Here is a 13,581-nt window from a genome sequence, read left to right as displayed (position 1 = left end):
GCCGACCGGCGCATAGGGTAGTTGGGCTGCCCTCGCGTCCTTCCGCGGGGCCCATTCCACATTCGCCAGTCCACAGGTAACTGCCCATGAAAAGCGAAGCGAAGTGCCCGTTCAACCACGCCCTTGTCGGCGATGCCACCACCAACCGCGACTGGTGGCCCAACCAGCTCCGCGTGGACCTGCTCAACCAGCACTCCTCGCGCTCGCACCCGCTGGCTGCCGACTTCGATTACGCCAAGGCGTTCTCCCAGCTCGACTACGCCGCGCTCAAGGCCGACCTCACCGCGCTGATGACCGATTCGCAGGACTGGTGGCCGGCCGACTTCGGCCACTACGGCGGCCTGTTCGTGCGCATGGCCTGGCACAGCGCCGGCACCTACCGCATCGGTGACGGCCGCGGCGGCGGTGGCCGCGGCCAGCAGCGCTTCGCCCCGCTCAACAGCTGGCCGGACAACGTCAGCCTGGACAAGGCGCGCCGCCTGCTGTGGCCGATCAAGCAGAAGTACGGCCAGGCCATTTCCTGGGCCGACCTGCTGATCCTCACCGGCAACGTCGCACTGGAATCGATGGGCTTCAAGACGCTGGGCTTCGCCGGCGGCCGCCCCGATACCTGGGAACCGGACCAGGACGTGTACTGGGGCCGCGAAACCACCTGGCTGGGGGGCGATGTGCGCTACGCGCACGGCTCCGAAGGTGTGGTCGAAGACCATGGCGTGCTGGTGTCCGATGACGATGCCGACGGTAACATCCACTCGCGCAACCTGGAAAACCCGCTGGCCGCCGTGCAGATGGGCCTGATCTACGTGAACCCCGAAGGCCCGGATGGCAACCCGGACCCGGTCAAGGCCGCCATCGACATCCGCGACACCTTCGGCCGCATGGCCATGGATGACGAGGAAACCGTGGCGCTGATCGCCGGTGGCCACAGCTTCGGCAAGACCCACGGCGCCGGCCCGGCCGACAACGTGGACGTGGAACCCGAAGCGGCCGGCCTCGAACACCAGGGCCTGGGCTGGGCCAACAAGTTCGGCAGCGGCAAGGGCGGCGACACCATCACCAGCGGCCTGGAAGTGACCTGGACGCGCACCCCGGCGCAGTGGAGCCATGACTTCTTCGAGATCCTGTTCGGCAACGAATGGGAACTGACCAAGAGCCCGGCCGGCGCCCACCAATGGGTGGCCAAAAATGCCGATGCAGTGATTCCCGACGCGCATGATCCGTCGAAGAAGCACCGCCCGACCATGCTCACCACCGACCTGTCGCTGCGGCTGGATCCGGCCTACGAGAAAATCTCGCGCCGCTTCCTCGAGAATCCGCAGCTGTTCGCCGATGCGTTCGCGCGGGCGTGGTTCAAGCTGACCCACCGCGACATGGGTCCGCGCGCCCGCTACCTGGGCCCGGAAGTGCCGGCCGAAACCTTCATCTGGCAGGACCCGGTGCCGGAAGCGTCGAAGACGCAGATCAGCGCGGCCGACGTAGCCGCACTGAAGCAGCAGATCGCCGCTGCCGGGTTGAGCGTGGCCGAGCTGGTCTCCACCGCGTGGGCCTCGGCCTCCACGTTCCGTGGTTCGGACAAGCGCGGCGGCGCCAATGGTGCGCGCATCCGACTGGCCCCGCAGAAGGACTGGGCGGTGAACCAGCCGCAGCAGCTGGCCAAGGTGCTGGCTGCACTGGAGAAGATCCAGGCTGGCTTCAAGGGCGATGGCGGCGCGCAGGTATCACTGGCCGATCTGATCGTTCTCGCCGGCAATGTCGGCGTGGAGCAGGCGGCCAAGGCCGGTGGCCATGACGTCAGCGTGCCGTTCAACGCGGGCCGCACCGATGCCAGCCAGGACCAGACCGACGTGGAATCGTTCGCGGTGCTGGAGCCGTATGCCGATGGTTTCCGTAACTACGTGAAGGGCCGCTACAGCGTGCCGGCCGAGGCGCTGCTGATCGACAAGGCGCAGCTGCTGACCCTGACCGGGCCGGAGCTGACCGCGCTGGTGGGCGGGCTGCGCGTGCTGGGTGCGAACGTGGATGGAAATACCCAGGGTGTGCTGACCGAGCGCCCGGGCACGCTGAGCAACGACTTCTTCGTCAACCTGCTGGACATGCGTACGCAGTGGAAGGCCAGCGGCGATGGCTATGAGGGCATCGATCGCAACGGTGGCGGCAAGCGCTGGACCGGCAGCCGCGCCGACCTGGTATTCGGCTCCAACTCGGTGCTGCGTGCGATTGCCGAGGTGTATGCCAGTGCCGATGGCGAGAAGAAGTTCGTCAACGACTTCGTGGCTGCCTGGGCGCGGGTGATGGAGCTGGACCGCTACGACCTGCACCGGTAACGCGGGTTTGGGGGGCGCACGACCAACGGTCGTGCGCCTATCAAAGGTCCCAGCCAAGGACGGCGCGCTGTACTGCCAACCGTCGGCTCGCACCCGGACGCTATAGGCCACGCAACCCCCATCGCACCCCGCTACAATCCCCGGTACTGGTCGGCCACTCCGACCTCGGCAGGACGTGAGCGCCCGTGATCAGAAAAATCCAGATCGAGAATTTTAAGTCGATCAAGAAGATGAGGCTCGAACTAGGCCGCGTCAATGTTTTCATTGGCGAGAACGGTTCGGGGAAGAGCAACATTCTTGAAGCGCTAGCGCTGGCGGGGGCGGCCGCAGCGGACAAATTGGATAACGAGTTCCTCGCTTCGCGAGGAATTCGAACCGCTGAAGCCAATCACATGCGATGCGCTCTTAGTGGTGCAACAGCGGACCCTGACATCGAGATATCGGTCGCCACGGACGATCCTATCCGGGCGAGCTTTCGCCTGAGCAATGACGGCAAGCCCTACTCAAGCTGGAAGTGCGAACAAACCTCAGACGCCAAACTTAAAATGGACCCTGACTTTTGGATCGGCACGCTTCAAGAGATAATCAGAAAAAGAAACGAAAACCTGCACGATGGCGTCTCAGTTGCAGATTTTCGCGTCACGGACTCCGAGACTCTGGAGAACTTCATAGCCGAGCTTCGCAAGCGCTTGGATCATGGAAAGACTGAGCCCATTGAAGTGACACTACAAACACCTCCCCAGCCGGCGGGCGGTCACAGTGGGCAATCTGACATAAGCGCAATTAGGGATTTCGTAATATATTCACCAGAAAATCAATCACTTCGAGAATTCCAGAGAGAGGGCCAGATAGAGCCATTGGGAATCCAAGGCGAAGGCCTTCTGAAGTTTTTGAAGGTCATCAATGAGACACCCGACTATGCGGGCTCCATTAAGGCGATTCGCGAGCGCTTAAAGGTTCTCGGATGGTTTGAAGATCTGCGGGTTCCCGACGAAAGCAATACTCTCGAGCGCAGAATCGAAATCAAGGATCGATACCTCCACGAGGCCGCAGGCAGCCTGGATCAGGTCAGCGCTAATGAGGGATTCCTCTTTTTGCTCTTCTACTTCTGCCTGTTCTCTACGGATCTCACGCCACGATTCTTCGCCGTTGACAACGTTGATGCATCGTTAAATCCAAAGCTGTGCGCCCATCTCATCACTGAGCTTGCCAAACTTGCTCAAGAGAGCGAAAAGCAGGTAATCCTTACTACACACAACCCCGCAACGCTTGACGGTCTAGATCTAAACGACGACGACCAACGTCTTTTTGTGATCTCTCGTAGCAGTGAGGGAGAGACAAAAGTGCGCCGTATCAAACAAAAATCTGGTAACGCTACTGATGTGAAGCTCTCCACTGCGTTCATCAGCGGATACCTTGGCGGCCTACCGAAGAACTTCTGACCATGGAAGAAAACGAAGTCAGCTTCGCTTTGATCACTGAAGGCATCACCGATCAGGTTGCACTCGAGGCAATTTTAGAAGGTCATTACAAACGCTTTGGTGTGGAAGTCTTCTTCAGCCACGTTCAGCCCCCGAGAGACGCCACCGACGCGGCGAGGCAGGGTGATTTCGCGGGATGGGAGAACGTTTTTGAATCTTGCTCAAAGCCGGGGGAGGCTACTCATGCCCTTTCCTTGAACGATTATCTGGTCGTTCAAATCGACACCGACATGGGCGAACACGCCAACTTTGGGTTGCCGCTTGCCCCTGGCGGCGTAGATGTCGACGAGGCCACGCTGGTCACCCAGGCGCGGGCCCTAATTGCCACCAAGTTTGGCGACGAGTGGGCAAGCATCGAGGATCGCGTGTTCACTGCCATCTCGGTGCACTCGTTGGAATGCTGGCTGATGGCGCTGCATGGGTCTGCCGCTGCCAGATCAACGAAAAGCTGTGAAGAGCGCCTGCGCAAGCAATTGGCGAAACAGAATACGGCGTACGAGAAGGCGCATGCCTGCTATGAAGCCATTTCGAAAGATTTTCGAAAGACCAAGCGTTTGGATGACGCGAGGTCGCGCAGCGTGAGCCTTGATAGGTTTGTGGAGAGCCTTCCCCCGGTGGTCGTGCAGTAAGGCCAGGCTGCCGAACGTTACAGCACCGCCTGGGTCGGCCAACGGCCGACGCTACCGGATGACAGTCGCCCGCCGGCGGTTGGCCGGCCCTCGCGTTGCTTACAGCGCGTCAAGGTCACCCAGCGCGCGGATCAAGCGCCGCGCACGTTTGTCGGGGCGATGCTCCGGTGGCAGGTAGCCGTTCTTCATGGCCGCGCGCTGGGCACGCTGCTCCGCCCTTCGCGCGCGCGAGGCTTCGCTTTCCTCGTACAGCTGCTGCGCCACCGGCGCCGGGCCGCGCAGGTCGCTCAGGCCGCGCACCTGCACGTCATACACCTCATCGCCGCGGCTGATCTGCAACTGCTCGCCCACGCGTACCGCGCGCGAGGACTTCGGGCGCTGCCCGGCCACGTCCACCTTGCCCGTTTCCACGGCCTGCTTGGCCAGGCTGCGGGTCTTGAAGAAGCGTGCGGCCCAGAGCCACACGTCCAGCCGCACGGAGGCGGCCACCAACGGTTGTGCTTCGGTCATGCGGTTGGTTCAGCTCCCCGGCTCGGCCGGTCGTCGATTCAGCGGTTGCGGCGCCGACGGGTTGCCCCGGCAGCCGGTGCCACCGATCAGTACGGGTACCCCCGCATCCAGATCGCGGCGCTGGCTGCCGACCTGGCATTCCGGTCGGTCCATCGGCCGTACCTGCGCATCGCGCAGGCGGTCGTCCGTAGACGAACATGCGGGCAGCGCGGCGGCAATCAAGAGCGCCAGCACGGCGGGGATGAACCGGTCAGCCGGGCGGGTCCGGCGCCGTCCCGTGCCGGGTAAAGCGGTCGCGGCGATCATGCAGTGAGACGCGTAGGTGCGCATCGCGATATCCCGTAGATGGGCGTGGTGCTAGTGTGCCGCTGTCCCGCCTTGATCTCCAGAGCCCATGGCCAAAGCGCCGCTTGACCTGACCACCGGCCCGATCGGGCGCAACCTGTTCCTGTTCGCCCTGCCGATCCTGGCCGGCAATATCGCCCAGTCGTTGAACGGCTCGGTGAATGCGGTGTGGGTGGGCCGCTTCCTGGGCGAGGCGGCGCTGACGGCTACCGCCAACGCCAACAACATCATGTTCTTCCTGATCGGTTCGGTGTTCGGCATCGGCATGGCCGCCACCATCCTGATCGGCCAGGCGATGGGCGCCAGGGACATCCCCCAGGCGCGGCGGGTAATGGGCACCAGTGCCACCTTCTTCATCGGGCTGTCGGTGGTGATCGCCATCGCCGGCTGGTGGCTGTCGCATCCGCTGCTGGCGGCGATGGGCACGCCGGCAGCGTCACTGCCGCTGGCCGAGGCCTACCTGCGCATCATCTTCCTGGCCATGCCCACGCTGTACGCGTTCGCTTTCCTCAGTTCGGCACTGCGCGGCGTCGGCGATTCACGCACGCCGTTCCGCTTCCTGCTGCTGTCGGTGGTGCTGGACATCGGCTTCAATCCGCTGCTGATTTTCGGCATCGGGCCGTTCCCCAGGCTGGGCATCGCCGGCGCGGCGTGGGCCACGCTCATCGCGCAGACGCTGTCGCTGATCGGGCTGCTCTGGTACATGCGCAACAAGCGCCATGTGTTGTGGCTGGGGCGCAAGGACATGCGGCTGTTCAAGATCGACACGGAAATCCTGCGCGCACTGGTGGTCAAGGGCGTGCCGATGGGCCTGCAGATGGTGCTGATTTCGCTGTCGATGATCATGATGATGACCATGGTCAACAGCTACGGCACTGATACCGCAGCGGCCTATGGTGCGTCGCTGCAGTTGTGGACGTATGTGCAGATGCCGGCGATGGCGATCGGTGCGGCGTGTTCGTCGATGGCCGCGCAGAACGTGGGCGCGGGCAACTGGTCGCGGGTGCGGGGCACCGCGCGCAGCGGCGTGCTGTACAACTTCCTGCTGACCGGCGTGCTGATCCTGCCGCTGATCCTGCTGGACCGTTACTCGCTGGCGCTGTTCCTGCCCAGCGGCAGCGAAGCGCTGGACGTGGCGCGCCACCTCAACCACATCGCGGTGTGGTCGTTCCTGTTCTTCGGCGTGAACTTCGTGATCTCCGGCGTGGTGCGCTCCACCGGTGCGGTGATTCCGCCGCTGCTGATCCTGGCCGCCTCGTTGTGGGGAATCCGTGTGCCGTTCGCCGAGCTGCTGCGGGATCGCTGGGGCGCCGATGCGGTGTGGTGGAGTTTCCCGGTGAGCTCGTTCTGCGCGATGCTGATGTCGCTGGCGTATTACCGCTGGGGCGGCTGGCGCAAGGCACGCATGTTGCCGGCGCATCGCCAGGAAGTGGCGGCGCCCGCGGAAATTCCCGCATCGCCGCCCTCGCCGGTCGCCGATCCTGCGCCGCCGATTGCCGCAGTCGAACGCGGGTAGAACGCGTAGACACGCATGGCGTGTCCCTACGCGAGCATGGAAGCCCAACGGCCCCCTTCGTAGCGACACGCCATGCGTGTCCCACGCAGCCCCAAACGCAAACGGCCACCCGAAGGTGGCCGTCTGGTGGGGTAGGTACCGACCGTTGGTCGGTACCCCACGCCGGAATTACTGGGCAGCCTTGGCAGCCAGGCGCGCGGCCTTGGCCTGCGCAGCAGCAGCCAGATCTTCCTTGATGCGGGCAGCCTTGCCTTCCAGGCCACGCAGGTAGTACAGCTTGCCGGCGCGGACCTTACCACGACGCTTCACTTCGACCGAGTCGATGATGGCGCTGTGGGTCTGGAAGACGCGCTCGACGCCGTAGCCGTGCGAGATCTTGCGGACGGTGAACGCGGAGTTCAGGCCGGCGTTCTTGGTGCCGATCACGACGCCTTCGTACGCCTGGACGCGCTCGCGGTTGCCTTCCTTCACCTTCACGTTCACGACAATGGTGTCGCCCTGGCTGAACTTCGGCAGCTCGCGGGTGATCTGGGCGGATTCGAAGTCCGAGAGGATGGTTTTGTTCAGCTTGCTCATGGGTGCACCGATTGTGTTCGTTCGGGTGGGCGTGTCGTTTCGACAACGTAGGCTCATGCAGTCACCGGACTGTGCTGCACGTTTTTTGTAGGGTTTCCACCGTCAGGCGTGAAAGGCCTGATGGGAATCCGCAATTCTAACCATTCTTCGGGGCAGTTACCACCCCAGCGGGCGTTACGGCAGTTCGGCCCTTGCCTGGTCCAGCAGGATCCGGTCGGCCTTGGACAGGCTGGCCTCGTCAAGCAGGTCCGGGCGCCGCAGCCAGGTCCGCAGCAGCGATTGCTGGCGGCGCCAGCGGGCGATGGCTGCGTGGTTGCCCGAGCGCAGCACGTCCGGGACATCGCCCCATTCATGTTGCGCCGGCTGGCTGAAATGCGGGCAGTCCAGCAGCCCCTGCGGGCCTTCGAAACTGTCCTGGGCGGCAGATTCGGCGTCGTTGAGGGCGCCTTCCTGCAGCCGGGTAACGGCATCCACGATCACCGCCGCGCCCAGCTCACCGCCGGACAGGACGTAATCGCCAATCGAGATTTCCTCGGTGACCTCGGCCGCCAGGAAGCGCTCGTCCACGCCCTCATAGCGCCCGCACAGCAGGATCATGCGCGGCAATGCCGCCAGTTCCCGGACCTTGGCCTGGGTCAGCGGCTTGCCCTGCGGGCTCAGGTAAATGACCGGGGCCGGCGCCGGGTCGGCCGCCTTGGCCGCAGCCAGGCAGGCGCGCAGCGGCTCGATCAGCATCACCATGCCCGGGCCACCGCCGAACGGACGGTCGTCCACCCGGCGATAGTTGCCCTCGGCGTAGTCACGCGGATTCCAGCCATGCAGGTCCAGCAGGCCGCGTTCGGCCGCCCGGCCGACCACGCCCAGCGCGGCCGACTGCGCCATGAATTCCGGGAACAAGGTGATGACGTCAATGCGCACCGGTCAGAACTCCGGGTCCCAATCAACGATGACCAGGTTGGCCTCGAAATCCACCGATTTGACGAAGTCCGGCTGCACGAACGGAATCATCCGCTCACGGTCGCCCTGCACCACCACCACGTCGTTGGAGCCGGTCGAGAACAGGTGCGATACCCGCCCCAGTTCGACGCCATCGACGGTACGCACCTGCAGACCTTCCAGGTCGACCCAGTAGTACTCGTCGGCCTTCGGCGGCGGCAGTGCGCTGCGTGCTACATAGACTTCGGTTCCGTACATCGACTCGACCACATCGCGGTCGGTGATATCGGGAAACACCGCAACCAGGTGCTTGCCGGACTGACGTCCGCGCGCGCCCTTGAGGGTGCTCTCCTGGCCGGCGGGCGAGCGCAGGATCCAGGGCTGATAGTTGAAGATGGCGGTACGCGGCTCGGTCCAGGACTCGAGCTTTATCTCGCCTCGCACACCAAAAGCGCCGACAATCCTGCCCAGCAGGATGCGGCGCTCGGTATCTTTCATCTGTATATGCCGACGGGCCGCGCCAGGCGCGGCCCTTCAGGATCAGGCCGCAGCGGCCTGGGCCTTGGTCGCTTCCTTGTACAGGTTGCGAACCTTGTCGGTCAGCTGGGCGCCGTTGGCAACCCATGCGTCGACCTTCGGGATATCCAGCACGATGCGGGCTTCGGCGCCCTGGGCAACCGGGTTGTAGTAACCCACGCGCTCGATGTTGCGGCCGTCACGCGCGCTGCGCGAGTCGGTCACGATGATGTGGTAGAACGGACGCTTCTTGGCGCCGCCGCGGGTCAGTCGGATCTTGACCATGGTGTTGCTTCCTCTATTGCCCAGTCGCCAGGATGGCGCGGTAAGCCGGCGATTATAGCGGCGGGGTGCGGGCATTCCAAGCCTGCCTGGGCGGGGGAACCTGAATTGGTCGTTCAGGACGGTTGAGCAGGGTTGCAGGCGCCGCTTGGGCCGGCCAACGGCCGGCGCTACCGAGCGGCCGCAGCCGGATATCCGGTAGCGCCGGCCGTCGGCCGGCCCAGGCGGTCTCACCCCAACACGGAATCCCACGGCGCCTGCAACAACACTGCCTTGGCTTTTCCGCAGACTCCCTCCGACCCCGGGAACGCCACTCCATCAATGCTCCCGATCGGCCACACCCCTGCGGCATTGCAGGCAATGGCGGCGTCGAACCCGGCCAGGTCGTCCAACCGCAACGGCGCCAGCTGCGGCTCCCCGCCCCACCCCGCCTGCAGCAGGCGCTCCTGCGTTCCGCGCAATGCCGGGGCCTGCGGCCACACCAGGTCTCCACCACGCCCGAACGCGATGTTCCAGGTGGTGCCTTCGCTGATCGCACCCTGCGCATCCACGAATACTGCATCGTCGTACCCGGCCTGCAGCGCCTGCCGACGATGCTCGAACAACGGGAGCGTGCCCACATGCTTGAGGTGAGGCAACTCGCGCTGGTACACCACGCTGCGCACGCGGCGTGCCCTTGCCGGCAGCGTCACCGGCGCTGACACCGCCACCAGCACATCCACCGGCACGACCTGCAGCAGCTTGCGGAAATCGAACGCGCGCGAAAACACCGTCACCCGCAGCGAGGCATCGACCCTGCCTTCGGCCAGCAGCGCCGCCTGCATCCAGGCCTGCACCCGGGTGCCATCCAGCGTGCTGCCAAACAGTTCCTCGGTGCCCTGGCGCAAGCGCCGCAGGTGCAGGTCGAGCCCCTGCACCGCACCGCCGCGCACCTGCAGCGAGGTGAAGTGGCCGTAGTTGACCAGCGCGCCGGCCAGATCGTCGGCGCTGGCGCGGTGGCCGTTGCAGTACACGCTCATCCCAGCAACCCGCGCGCGTCGGCCCACAGCGCCTGCAGCACTTCGGCCGCCGGCTTGTCGGGCGCCATCCAGGCCGATTGCCCGGCCCACGCCTGCATCGCGTCGATGCGGTGTTCGCGGTTGGCCTGGGCGCGCATCGGCGCGGTCAGGCCGCGCTGCACCGGGTACGGGCGCGGCGGCGGCGCGGACGGGGCGGCGGCTGCACGCACATAGGGTGTCGCCAGGCCACGGCCGAGCCGGCCGCTGAAGGCACGGGTCGGCCAGGTGTCTTCCGGTTCGGCGGCCGCCAGCGCCTGCGACCAGGCCGGGTCGATCGCGCACTCGGGCGTGCGCAGGAACGCGGTGCCGATCTGCACCGCGCTGGCACCCAGCATCAGCGCGGCGGCGATGCCGCGTCCGTCGGCGATGCCGCCTGCGGCAATCACCGGCACCTGCAGGCGGTCGGCCATGCGCGGCACCAAGGCGAACAGGCCCACCAGTTGGCGCTCGGCAGCCGCCGGATCAAACGCGCCGCGATGGCCACCGGCCTCGAAGCCCTGCGCCACGACCGCATCGGCACCCGCAGCCTCGGCGGCCAGCGCTTCGGCCAAGGTGGTGGCGCAGGCGAACCAAGCGATGCCGGCGTCTTTCAGGCGCTGCACCTGGGCGGCACTGAAGACGCCCATGATGGTGGAGGCGACCGCAGGCTTCGCGGCAATCAGTGCATCGAACTGCGCATCGAAATCGGCCGGGCCGGCGTCGGCGGCATCTGCCGGCACTTCCGGGCCCCACTGCGCGAGAAATGCCCGGGTGGCGGCTTCGGCGTCAGCATCGCGCGCGGGCGCAGCATCCGGGATCCACACATTGACCTGCGCCGGCCCGCTGGACTGGGCGCGGAAGGCATCCATCCACGCCACGATGTCCTGCGGCTGCGAGAGGACCGCGCCCATCGCGCCCATGCTGCCGTGGTTGGCCAGCACGGCCGACAGCGTCACCGGACAGGCGCCGGCCATGGGGGCGAGCAGAATGGGAGACTGCAACGAGAAACGCCGACAGAAACTGTCGGCGCGTTCGAGGATTCGCGGGTCGGTCATGCGGGGCGCACCTTTGGGGTCGACCTTTACAGTCTACGCCGGGCGTCCCTTGGACACGCATGGCGTGTCGCTACGCGGGCGGCCCGATGACCGACGCCTTGATCAGCGGAACGGCATGCCGCCGCGGCCGCCCATGGCACCCATCATGCCCTTCATGCTGCGCATCATGCCCTTCATGCCGCCGCCGGCCATCTTGCTCATCATCTTTTCCATCTGCTGATACTGCTTCATCAGCTTGTTGACGTCGGCCGGAGTCAGGCCGGAACCGCGCGCGATGCGGGCACGGCGCGAGCCGTTGAGCAGGCCCGGGTTGCGGCGTTCCTTCTTGGTCATCGAATTGATGATGGCGATCATGCGCGGCACTTCCTTGCCCTGGCTGACCTGCTGCTTGAGGTGCTCGGGGATCTGGCCCAGGCCCGGCAGCTTGTCCATCAGGCCGCCGATGCCGCCCATGTTCTGCATCTGCTCGAGCTGGTCGCGCATGTCGTTCAGGTCGAACTTCTTGCCCTTGGCGACCTTCTCGGCCAGCTTCTGCGCCTTGTCCTTGTCGACCTGCTGCTCGACCTGCTCCACCAGCGACAGCACGTCGCCCATGTCCAGGATGCGGCCGGCGATACGGTCCGGATGAAACACGTCCAGGCCGTCGGGCTTTTCGCTGACGCCGACGAACTTGATCGGCTTGCCGGTGATGTAGCGCACGCTCAGCGCGGCACCGCCACGGGCGTCACCGTCGGTCTTGGTCAGCACCACGCCGGTCAGCGGCAGCGCTTCGCCGAAGGCCTTGGCGGTATTGGCCGCGTCCTGGCCGGTCATGGCATCGACCACGAACAGGGTTTCCGCCGGGTTCACCGCCGCGTGCAGGGCCTTGATCTCCGCCATCATCGCTTCGTCGATGGCCAGGCGGCCGGCGGTATCGACCAGCAGCACGTCCACGAACGACTTGCGCGCATCATCGATGGCCGCGCGCACGATGGCTTCGGGCTTCTGGTCGGCGCTGGACGGGAAGAACAGCACGCCCACCTGGTCGGCCAGGGTCTTGAGCTGCTCGATCGCGGCCGGACGATAGACGTCGGCCGACACCACCATCACCTTCTTCTTGCGCTTCTCCTTCAGGTGCTTGGCCAGCTTGCCCACCGTGGTGGTCTTGCCCGCACCCTGCAGGCCGGCCATCAGGATGATGGCGGGGGCCGGCACATTGAGGTTCAGGTCGGAGGCGGCCGAGCCCATCACGGCGGTCAGCTCGTCGCGCACGACCTTGATCAGCGCCTGGCCCGGGGTCAGCGACTTGAGCACTTCCTGGCCGACCGCGCGCACCTTGATGCGCTCGACCAGGGCCTGCACGACCGGCAGGGCGACGTCGGCTTCCAGCAGCGCGATGCGGACTTCGCGGGTGGCCTCGCGGATGTTTTCCTCGGTGAGGCGACCGCGGCCACGCAGCCGCTCGATGGTGCCGGAGAGGCGCTGGGTCAGGGACTCGAACATGGAGGCAACCTGTTCAGAACGAAAGACAAAGAGACGCACAGTATAGCGGGTCCGCTGCACTCCCCCGACGGCCCGGGGGTATGCGAAACTGACACGATGACAATCGTTCTCATCGCGACCCTGCTGTACCTGGCCGCCACCGCCCTGCTGGTGCGCGCGGTGGTGCGCGATGACGCCAACCGCTCGCCCACCTGGCTGTGGCCGGCGGTGCCGGCGATGGTCCTGCACGGCAGCTACCACGCACTGGTGGCCCTGCACACCAGCGGCGGGCCGGACATGCACTTCTTCGCGGCGCTGTCCCTGGTCGGGCTGGGCATGGCCTGGCTGACCTCGCTGGTGGCCGCGCGCGGGCGCATGGCCGCACTGGGCGTGCTGGTGTTCCCGATGGCCGCGGCGGTGCTGTGCGTCTACCACGGCTACGGGCATGCACCCAGCCGGCCGCTGGGCTGGCAGCTGGCCACCCACGCCTGGATGGCGCTGCTGGCCTACGCCACCCTGAGCGTGGCCGCGTTGCTGGCGATCATGCTGTGGCTGCAGGAACGCGCCCTGCGCCGCCGCGATTTCCGCCCGTGGCTGCGCGCCCTGCCGCCGCTGGCGGACCTGGAAGCCCTGCTGTTCCGCGTGATCGCGGTGGGCTTTGCCCTGCTCACGCTGACCCTGCTCACCGGCGTGCTGTTCGTGGACGACCTGCTCGCACAGAAACTGGTGCACAAGACGGTGCTCAGCGTGCTGTCGTGGATCGTGTTCGGCACGCTGCTGATCGGCCGACGCCGCTACGGCTGGCGCGGCGCCAAAGCGGTGCATTGGACCCTCACCGCCATGGCGCTGCTGCTGCTGGCATTCTTCGGCAGCCAGTTCGTCATCGAACTGGTGTTCGGGCGCGCGCGCTGAT

At 65.7% G+C, this 13,581-nt stretch carries 14 protein-coding genes; 5 read left to right on the top strand and 9 right to left on the bottom strand.

All coding sequences use genetic code 11. The features are described 5' to 3' along the window. Positions 1 to 86 precede the first annotated feature (86 nt). From katG to AC06E7_RS10515, 3 genes are all read left to right on the top strand, one after another. On the top strand, positions 87 to 2,324 hold the full coding sequence (gene katG / locus AC06E7_RS10525) for a catalase/peroxidase HPI (RefSeq protein WP_478064536.1): 2,238 nt from the start codon (positions 87 to 89) through the stop codon (positions 2,322 to 2,324). A 185-nt stretch (positions 2,325 to 2,509) separates the two neighbouring features. Next, on the top strand, positions 2,510 to 3,766 hold the full coding sequence (locus AC06E7_RS10520) for an AAA family ATPase (RefSeq protein WP_478064535.1): 1,257 nt from the start codon (positions 2,510 to 2,512) through the stop codon (positions 3,764 to 3,766). Positions 3,767 to 3,768: 2 nt separating this feature from the next. Next, positions 3,769 to 4,434 (top strand): hypothetical protein, encoded by a 666-nt coding sequence (locus tag AC06E7_RS10515; protein ID WP_478064533.1) that lies wholly within the window; start codon positions 3,769 to 3,771, stop codon positions 4,432 to 4,434. Between the two features lie 99 nt (positions 4,435 to 4,533). Here the strand turns inward: AC06E7_RS10515 and AC06E7_RS10510 are convergent, their stop codons facing one another. Both AC06E7_RS10510 and AC06E7_RS10505 read right to left on the bottom strand, forming a co-directional pair. Beyond that, positions 4,534 to 4,944, bottom strand: coding sequence for an RNA-binding S4 domain-containing protein (locus AC06E7_RS10510; protein WP_217536894.1), 411 nt, complete (start codon positions 4,942 to 4,944; stop codon positions 4,534 to 4,536). A gap of 9 nt (positions 4,945 to 4,953) precedes the next feature. After that, positions 4,954 to 5,274: a hypothetical protein gene (locus tag AC06E7_RS10505; protein WP_478064532.1), complete on the bottom strand. Its 321-nt coding sequence runs from the start codon at positions 5,272 to 5,274 to the stop codon at positions 4,954 to 4,956. 64 nt (positions 5,275 to 5,338) lie between these two features. On the opposite strand from AC06E7_RS10505, the gene AC06E7_RS10500 reads away from it, so the two are divergent. Further along, positions 5,339 to 6,805: an MATE family efflux transporter gene (locus AC06E7_RS10500; RefSeq protein ID WP_478064531.1), complete on the top strand. Its 1,467-nt coding sequence runs from the start codon at positions 5,339 to 5,341 to the stop codon at positions 6,803 to 6,805. Positions 6,806 to 6,973: 168 nt separating this feature from the next. Here the strand turns inward: AC06E7_RS10500 and rplS are convergent, their stop codons facing one another. From rplS to ffh, 7 genes are all read right to left on the bottom strand, one after another. Beyond that, the gene (gene rplS, locus AC06E7_RS10495) at positions 6,974 to 7,381 is read right to left on the bottom strand and encodes a 50S ribosomal protein L19 (RefSeq protein ID WP_068850284.1); all 408 of its coding nucleotides are present in this window, start codon (positions 7,379 to 7,381) and stop codon (positions 6,974 to 6,976) included. Between the two features lie 174 nt (positions 7,382 to 7,555). Further along, positions 7,556 to 8,299, bottom strand: a complete 744-nt coding sequence (gene trmD / locus AC06E7_RS10490; protein ID WP_093533114.1) for a tRNA (guanosine(37)-N1)-methyltransferase TrmD — start codon at positions 8,297 to 8,299, stop codon at positions 7,556 to 7,558. A 3-nt stretch (positions 8,300 to 8,302) separates the two neighbouring features. After that, the gene (rimM, locus tag AC06E7_RS10485) at positions 8,303 to 8,815 is read right to left on the bottom strand and encodes a ribosome maturation factor RimM (protein ID WP_068850280.1); all 513 of its coding nucleotides are present in this window, start codon (positions 8,813 to 8,815) and stop codon (positions 8,303 to 8,305) included. 42 nt (positions 8,816 to 8,857) lie between these two features. After that, positions 8,858 to 9,118, bottom strand: a complete 261-nt coding sequence (rpsP, locus tag AC06E7_RS10480) for a 30S ribosomal protein S16 (protein ID WP_068850278.1) — start codon at positions 9,116 to 9,118, stop codon at positions 8,858 to 8,860. Between the two features lie 227 nt (positions 9,119 to 9,345). Further along, positions 9,346 to 10,134, bottom strand: a complete 789-nt coding sequence (locus AC06E7_RS10475; RefSeq protein ID WP_478064528.1) for an aminotransferase class IV — start codon at positions 10,132 to 10,134, stop codon at positions 9,346 to 9,348. After that, complete coding sequence (locus AC06E7_RS10470; RefSeq protein ID WP_478064527.1) at positions 10,131 to 11,207, bottom strand: NAD(P)H-dependent flavin oxidoreductase; 1,077 nt, start codon at positions 11,205 to 11,207, stop codon at positions 10,131 to 10,133. The genes AC06E7_RS10475 and AC06E7_RS10470 overlap by 4 nt, the downstream gene beginning before the upstream one ends. A gap of 102 nt (positions 11,208 to 11,309) precedes the next feature. Next, positions 11,310 to 12,689, bottom strand: a complete 1,380-nt coding sequence (gene ffh, locus AC06E7_RS10465; RefSeq protein WP_478064525.1) for a signal recognition particle protein — start codon at positions 12,687 to 12,689, stop codon at positions 11,310 to 11,312. Between the two features lie 96 nt (positions 12,690 to 12,785). Here ffh and AC06E7_RS10460 point away from each other — a divergent pair, with 96 nt between their 5' ends. Then, positions 12,786 to 13,580, top strand: coding sequence for a cytochrome C assembly family protein (locus AC06E7_RS10460; protein WP_068850270.1), 795 nt, complete (start codon positions 12,786 to 12,788; stop codon positions 13,578 to 13,580). Position 13,581: the final 1 nt, after the last annotated feature.

This window comes from Stenotrophomonas sp. Steno-Z4, assembly GCF_056393145.1.
Note: the sequence above shows the minus strand (reverse complement) of the source record. Positions and strands in the feature narration are given on the sequence as shown.

Excerpts from the sequence above, each read along its gene's own strand:
- katG (WP_478064536.1), top strand. The coding sequence starts at position 87 with ATGAAAAGCGAAGCGAAGTGCCCGTTCAACCACGCCCTTGTCGGCGAT.
- AC06E7_RS10515 (WP_478064533.1), top strand. The coding sequence starts at position 3,769 with ATGGAAGAAAACGAAGTCAGCTTCGCTTTGATCACTGAAGGCATCACC.
- AC06E7_RS10510 (WP_217536894.1), bottom strand. The coding sequence starts at position 4,944 with ATGACCGAAGCACAACCGTTGGTGGCCGCCTCCGTGCGGCTGGACGTG.
- AC06E7_RS10505 (WP_478064532.1), bottom strand. The coding sequence starts at position 5,274 with ATGCGCACCTACGCGTCTCACTGCATGATCGCCGCGACCGCTTTACCC.
- AC06E7_RS10500 (WP_478064531.1), top strand. The coding sequence starts at position 5,339 with ATGGCCAAAGCGCCGCTTGACCTGACCACCGGCCCGATCGGGCGCAAC.
- rplS (WP_068850284.1), bottom strand. The coding sequence starts at position 7,381 with ATGAGCAAGCTGAACAAAACCATCCTCTCGGACTTCGAATCCGCCCAG.
- rimM (WP_068850280.1), bottom strand. The coding sequence starts at position 8,815 with ATGAAAGATACCGAGCGCCGCATCCTGCTGGGCAGGATTGTCGGCGCT.
- rpsP (WP_068850278.1), bottom strand. The coding sequence starts at position 9,118 with ATGGTCAAGATCCGACTGACCCGCGGCGGCGCCAAGAAGCGTCCGTTC.
- AC06E7_RS10475 (WP_478064528.1), bottom strand. The coding sequence starts at position 10,134 with ATGAGCGTGTACTGCAACGGCCACCGCGCCAGCGCCGACGATCTGGCC.
- AC06E7_RS10470 (WP_478064527.1), bottom strand. The coding sequence starts at position 11,207 with ATGACCGACCCGCGAATCCTCGAACGCGCCGACAGTTTCTGTCGGCGT.
- ffh (WP_478064525.1), bottom strand. The coding sequence starts at position 12,689 with ATGTTCGAGTCCCTGACCCAGCGCCTCTCCGGCACCATCGAGCGGCTG.
- AC06E7_RS10460 (WP_068850270.1), top strand. The coding sequence starts at position 12,786 with ATGACAATCGTTCTCATCGCGACCCTGCTGTACCTGGCCGCCACCGCC.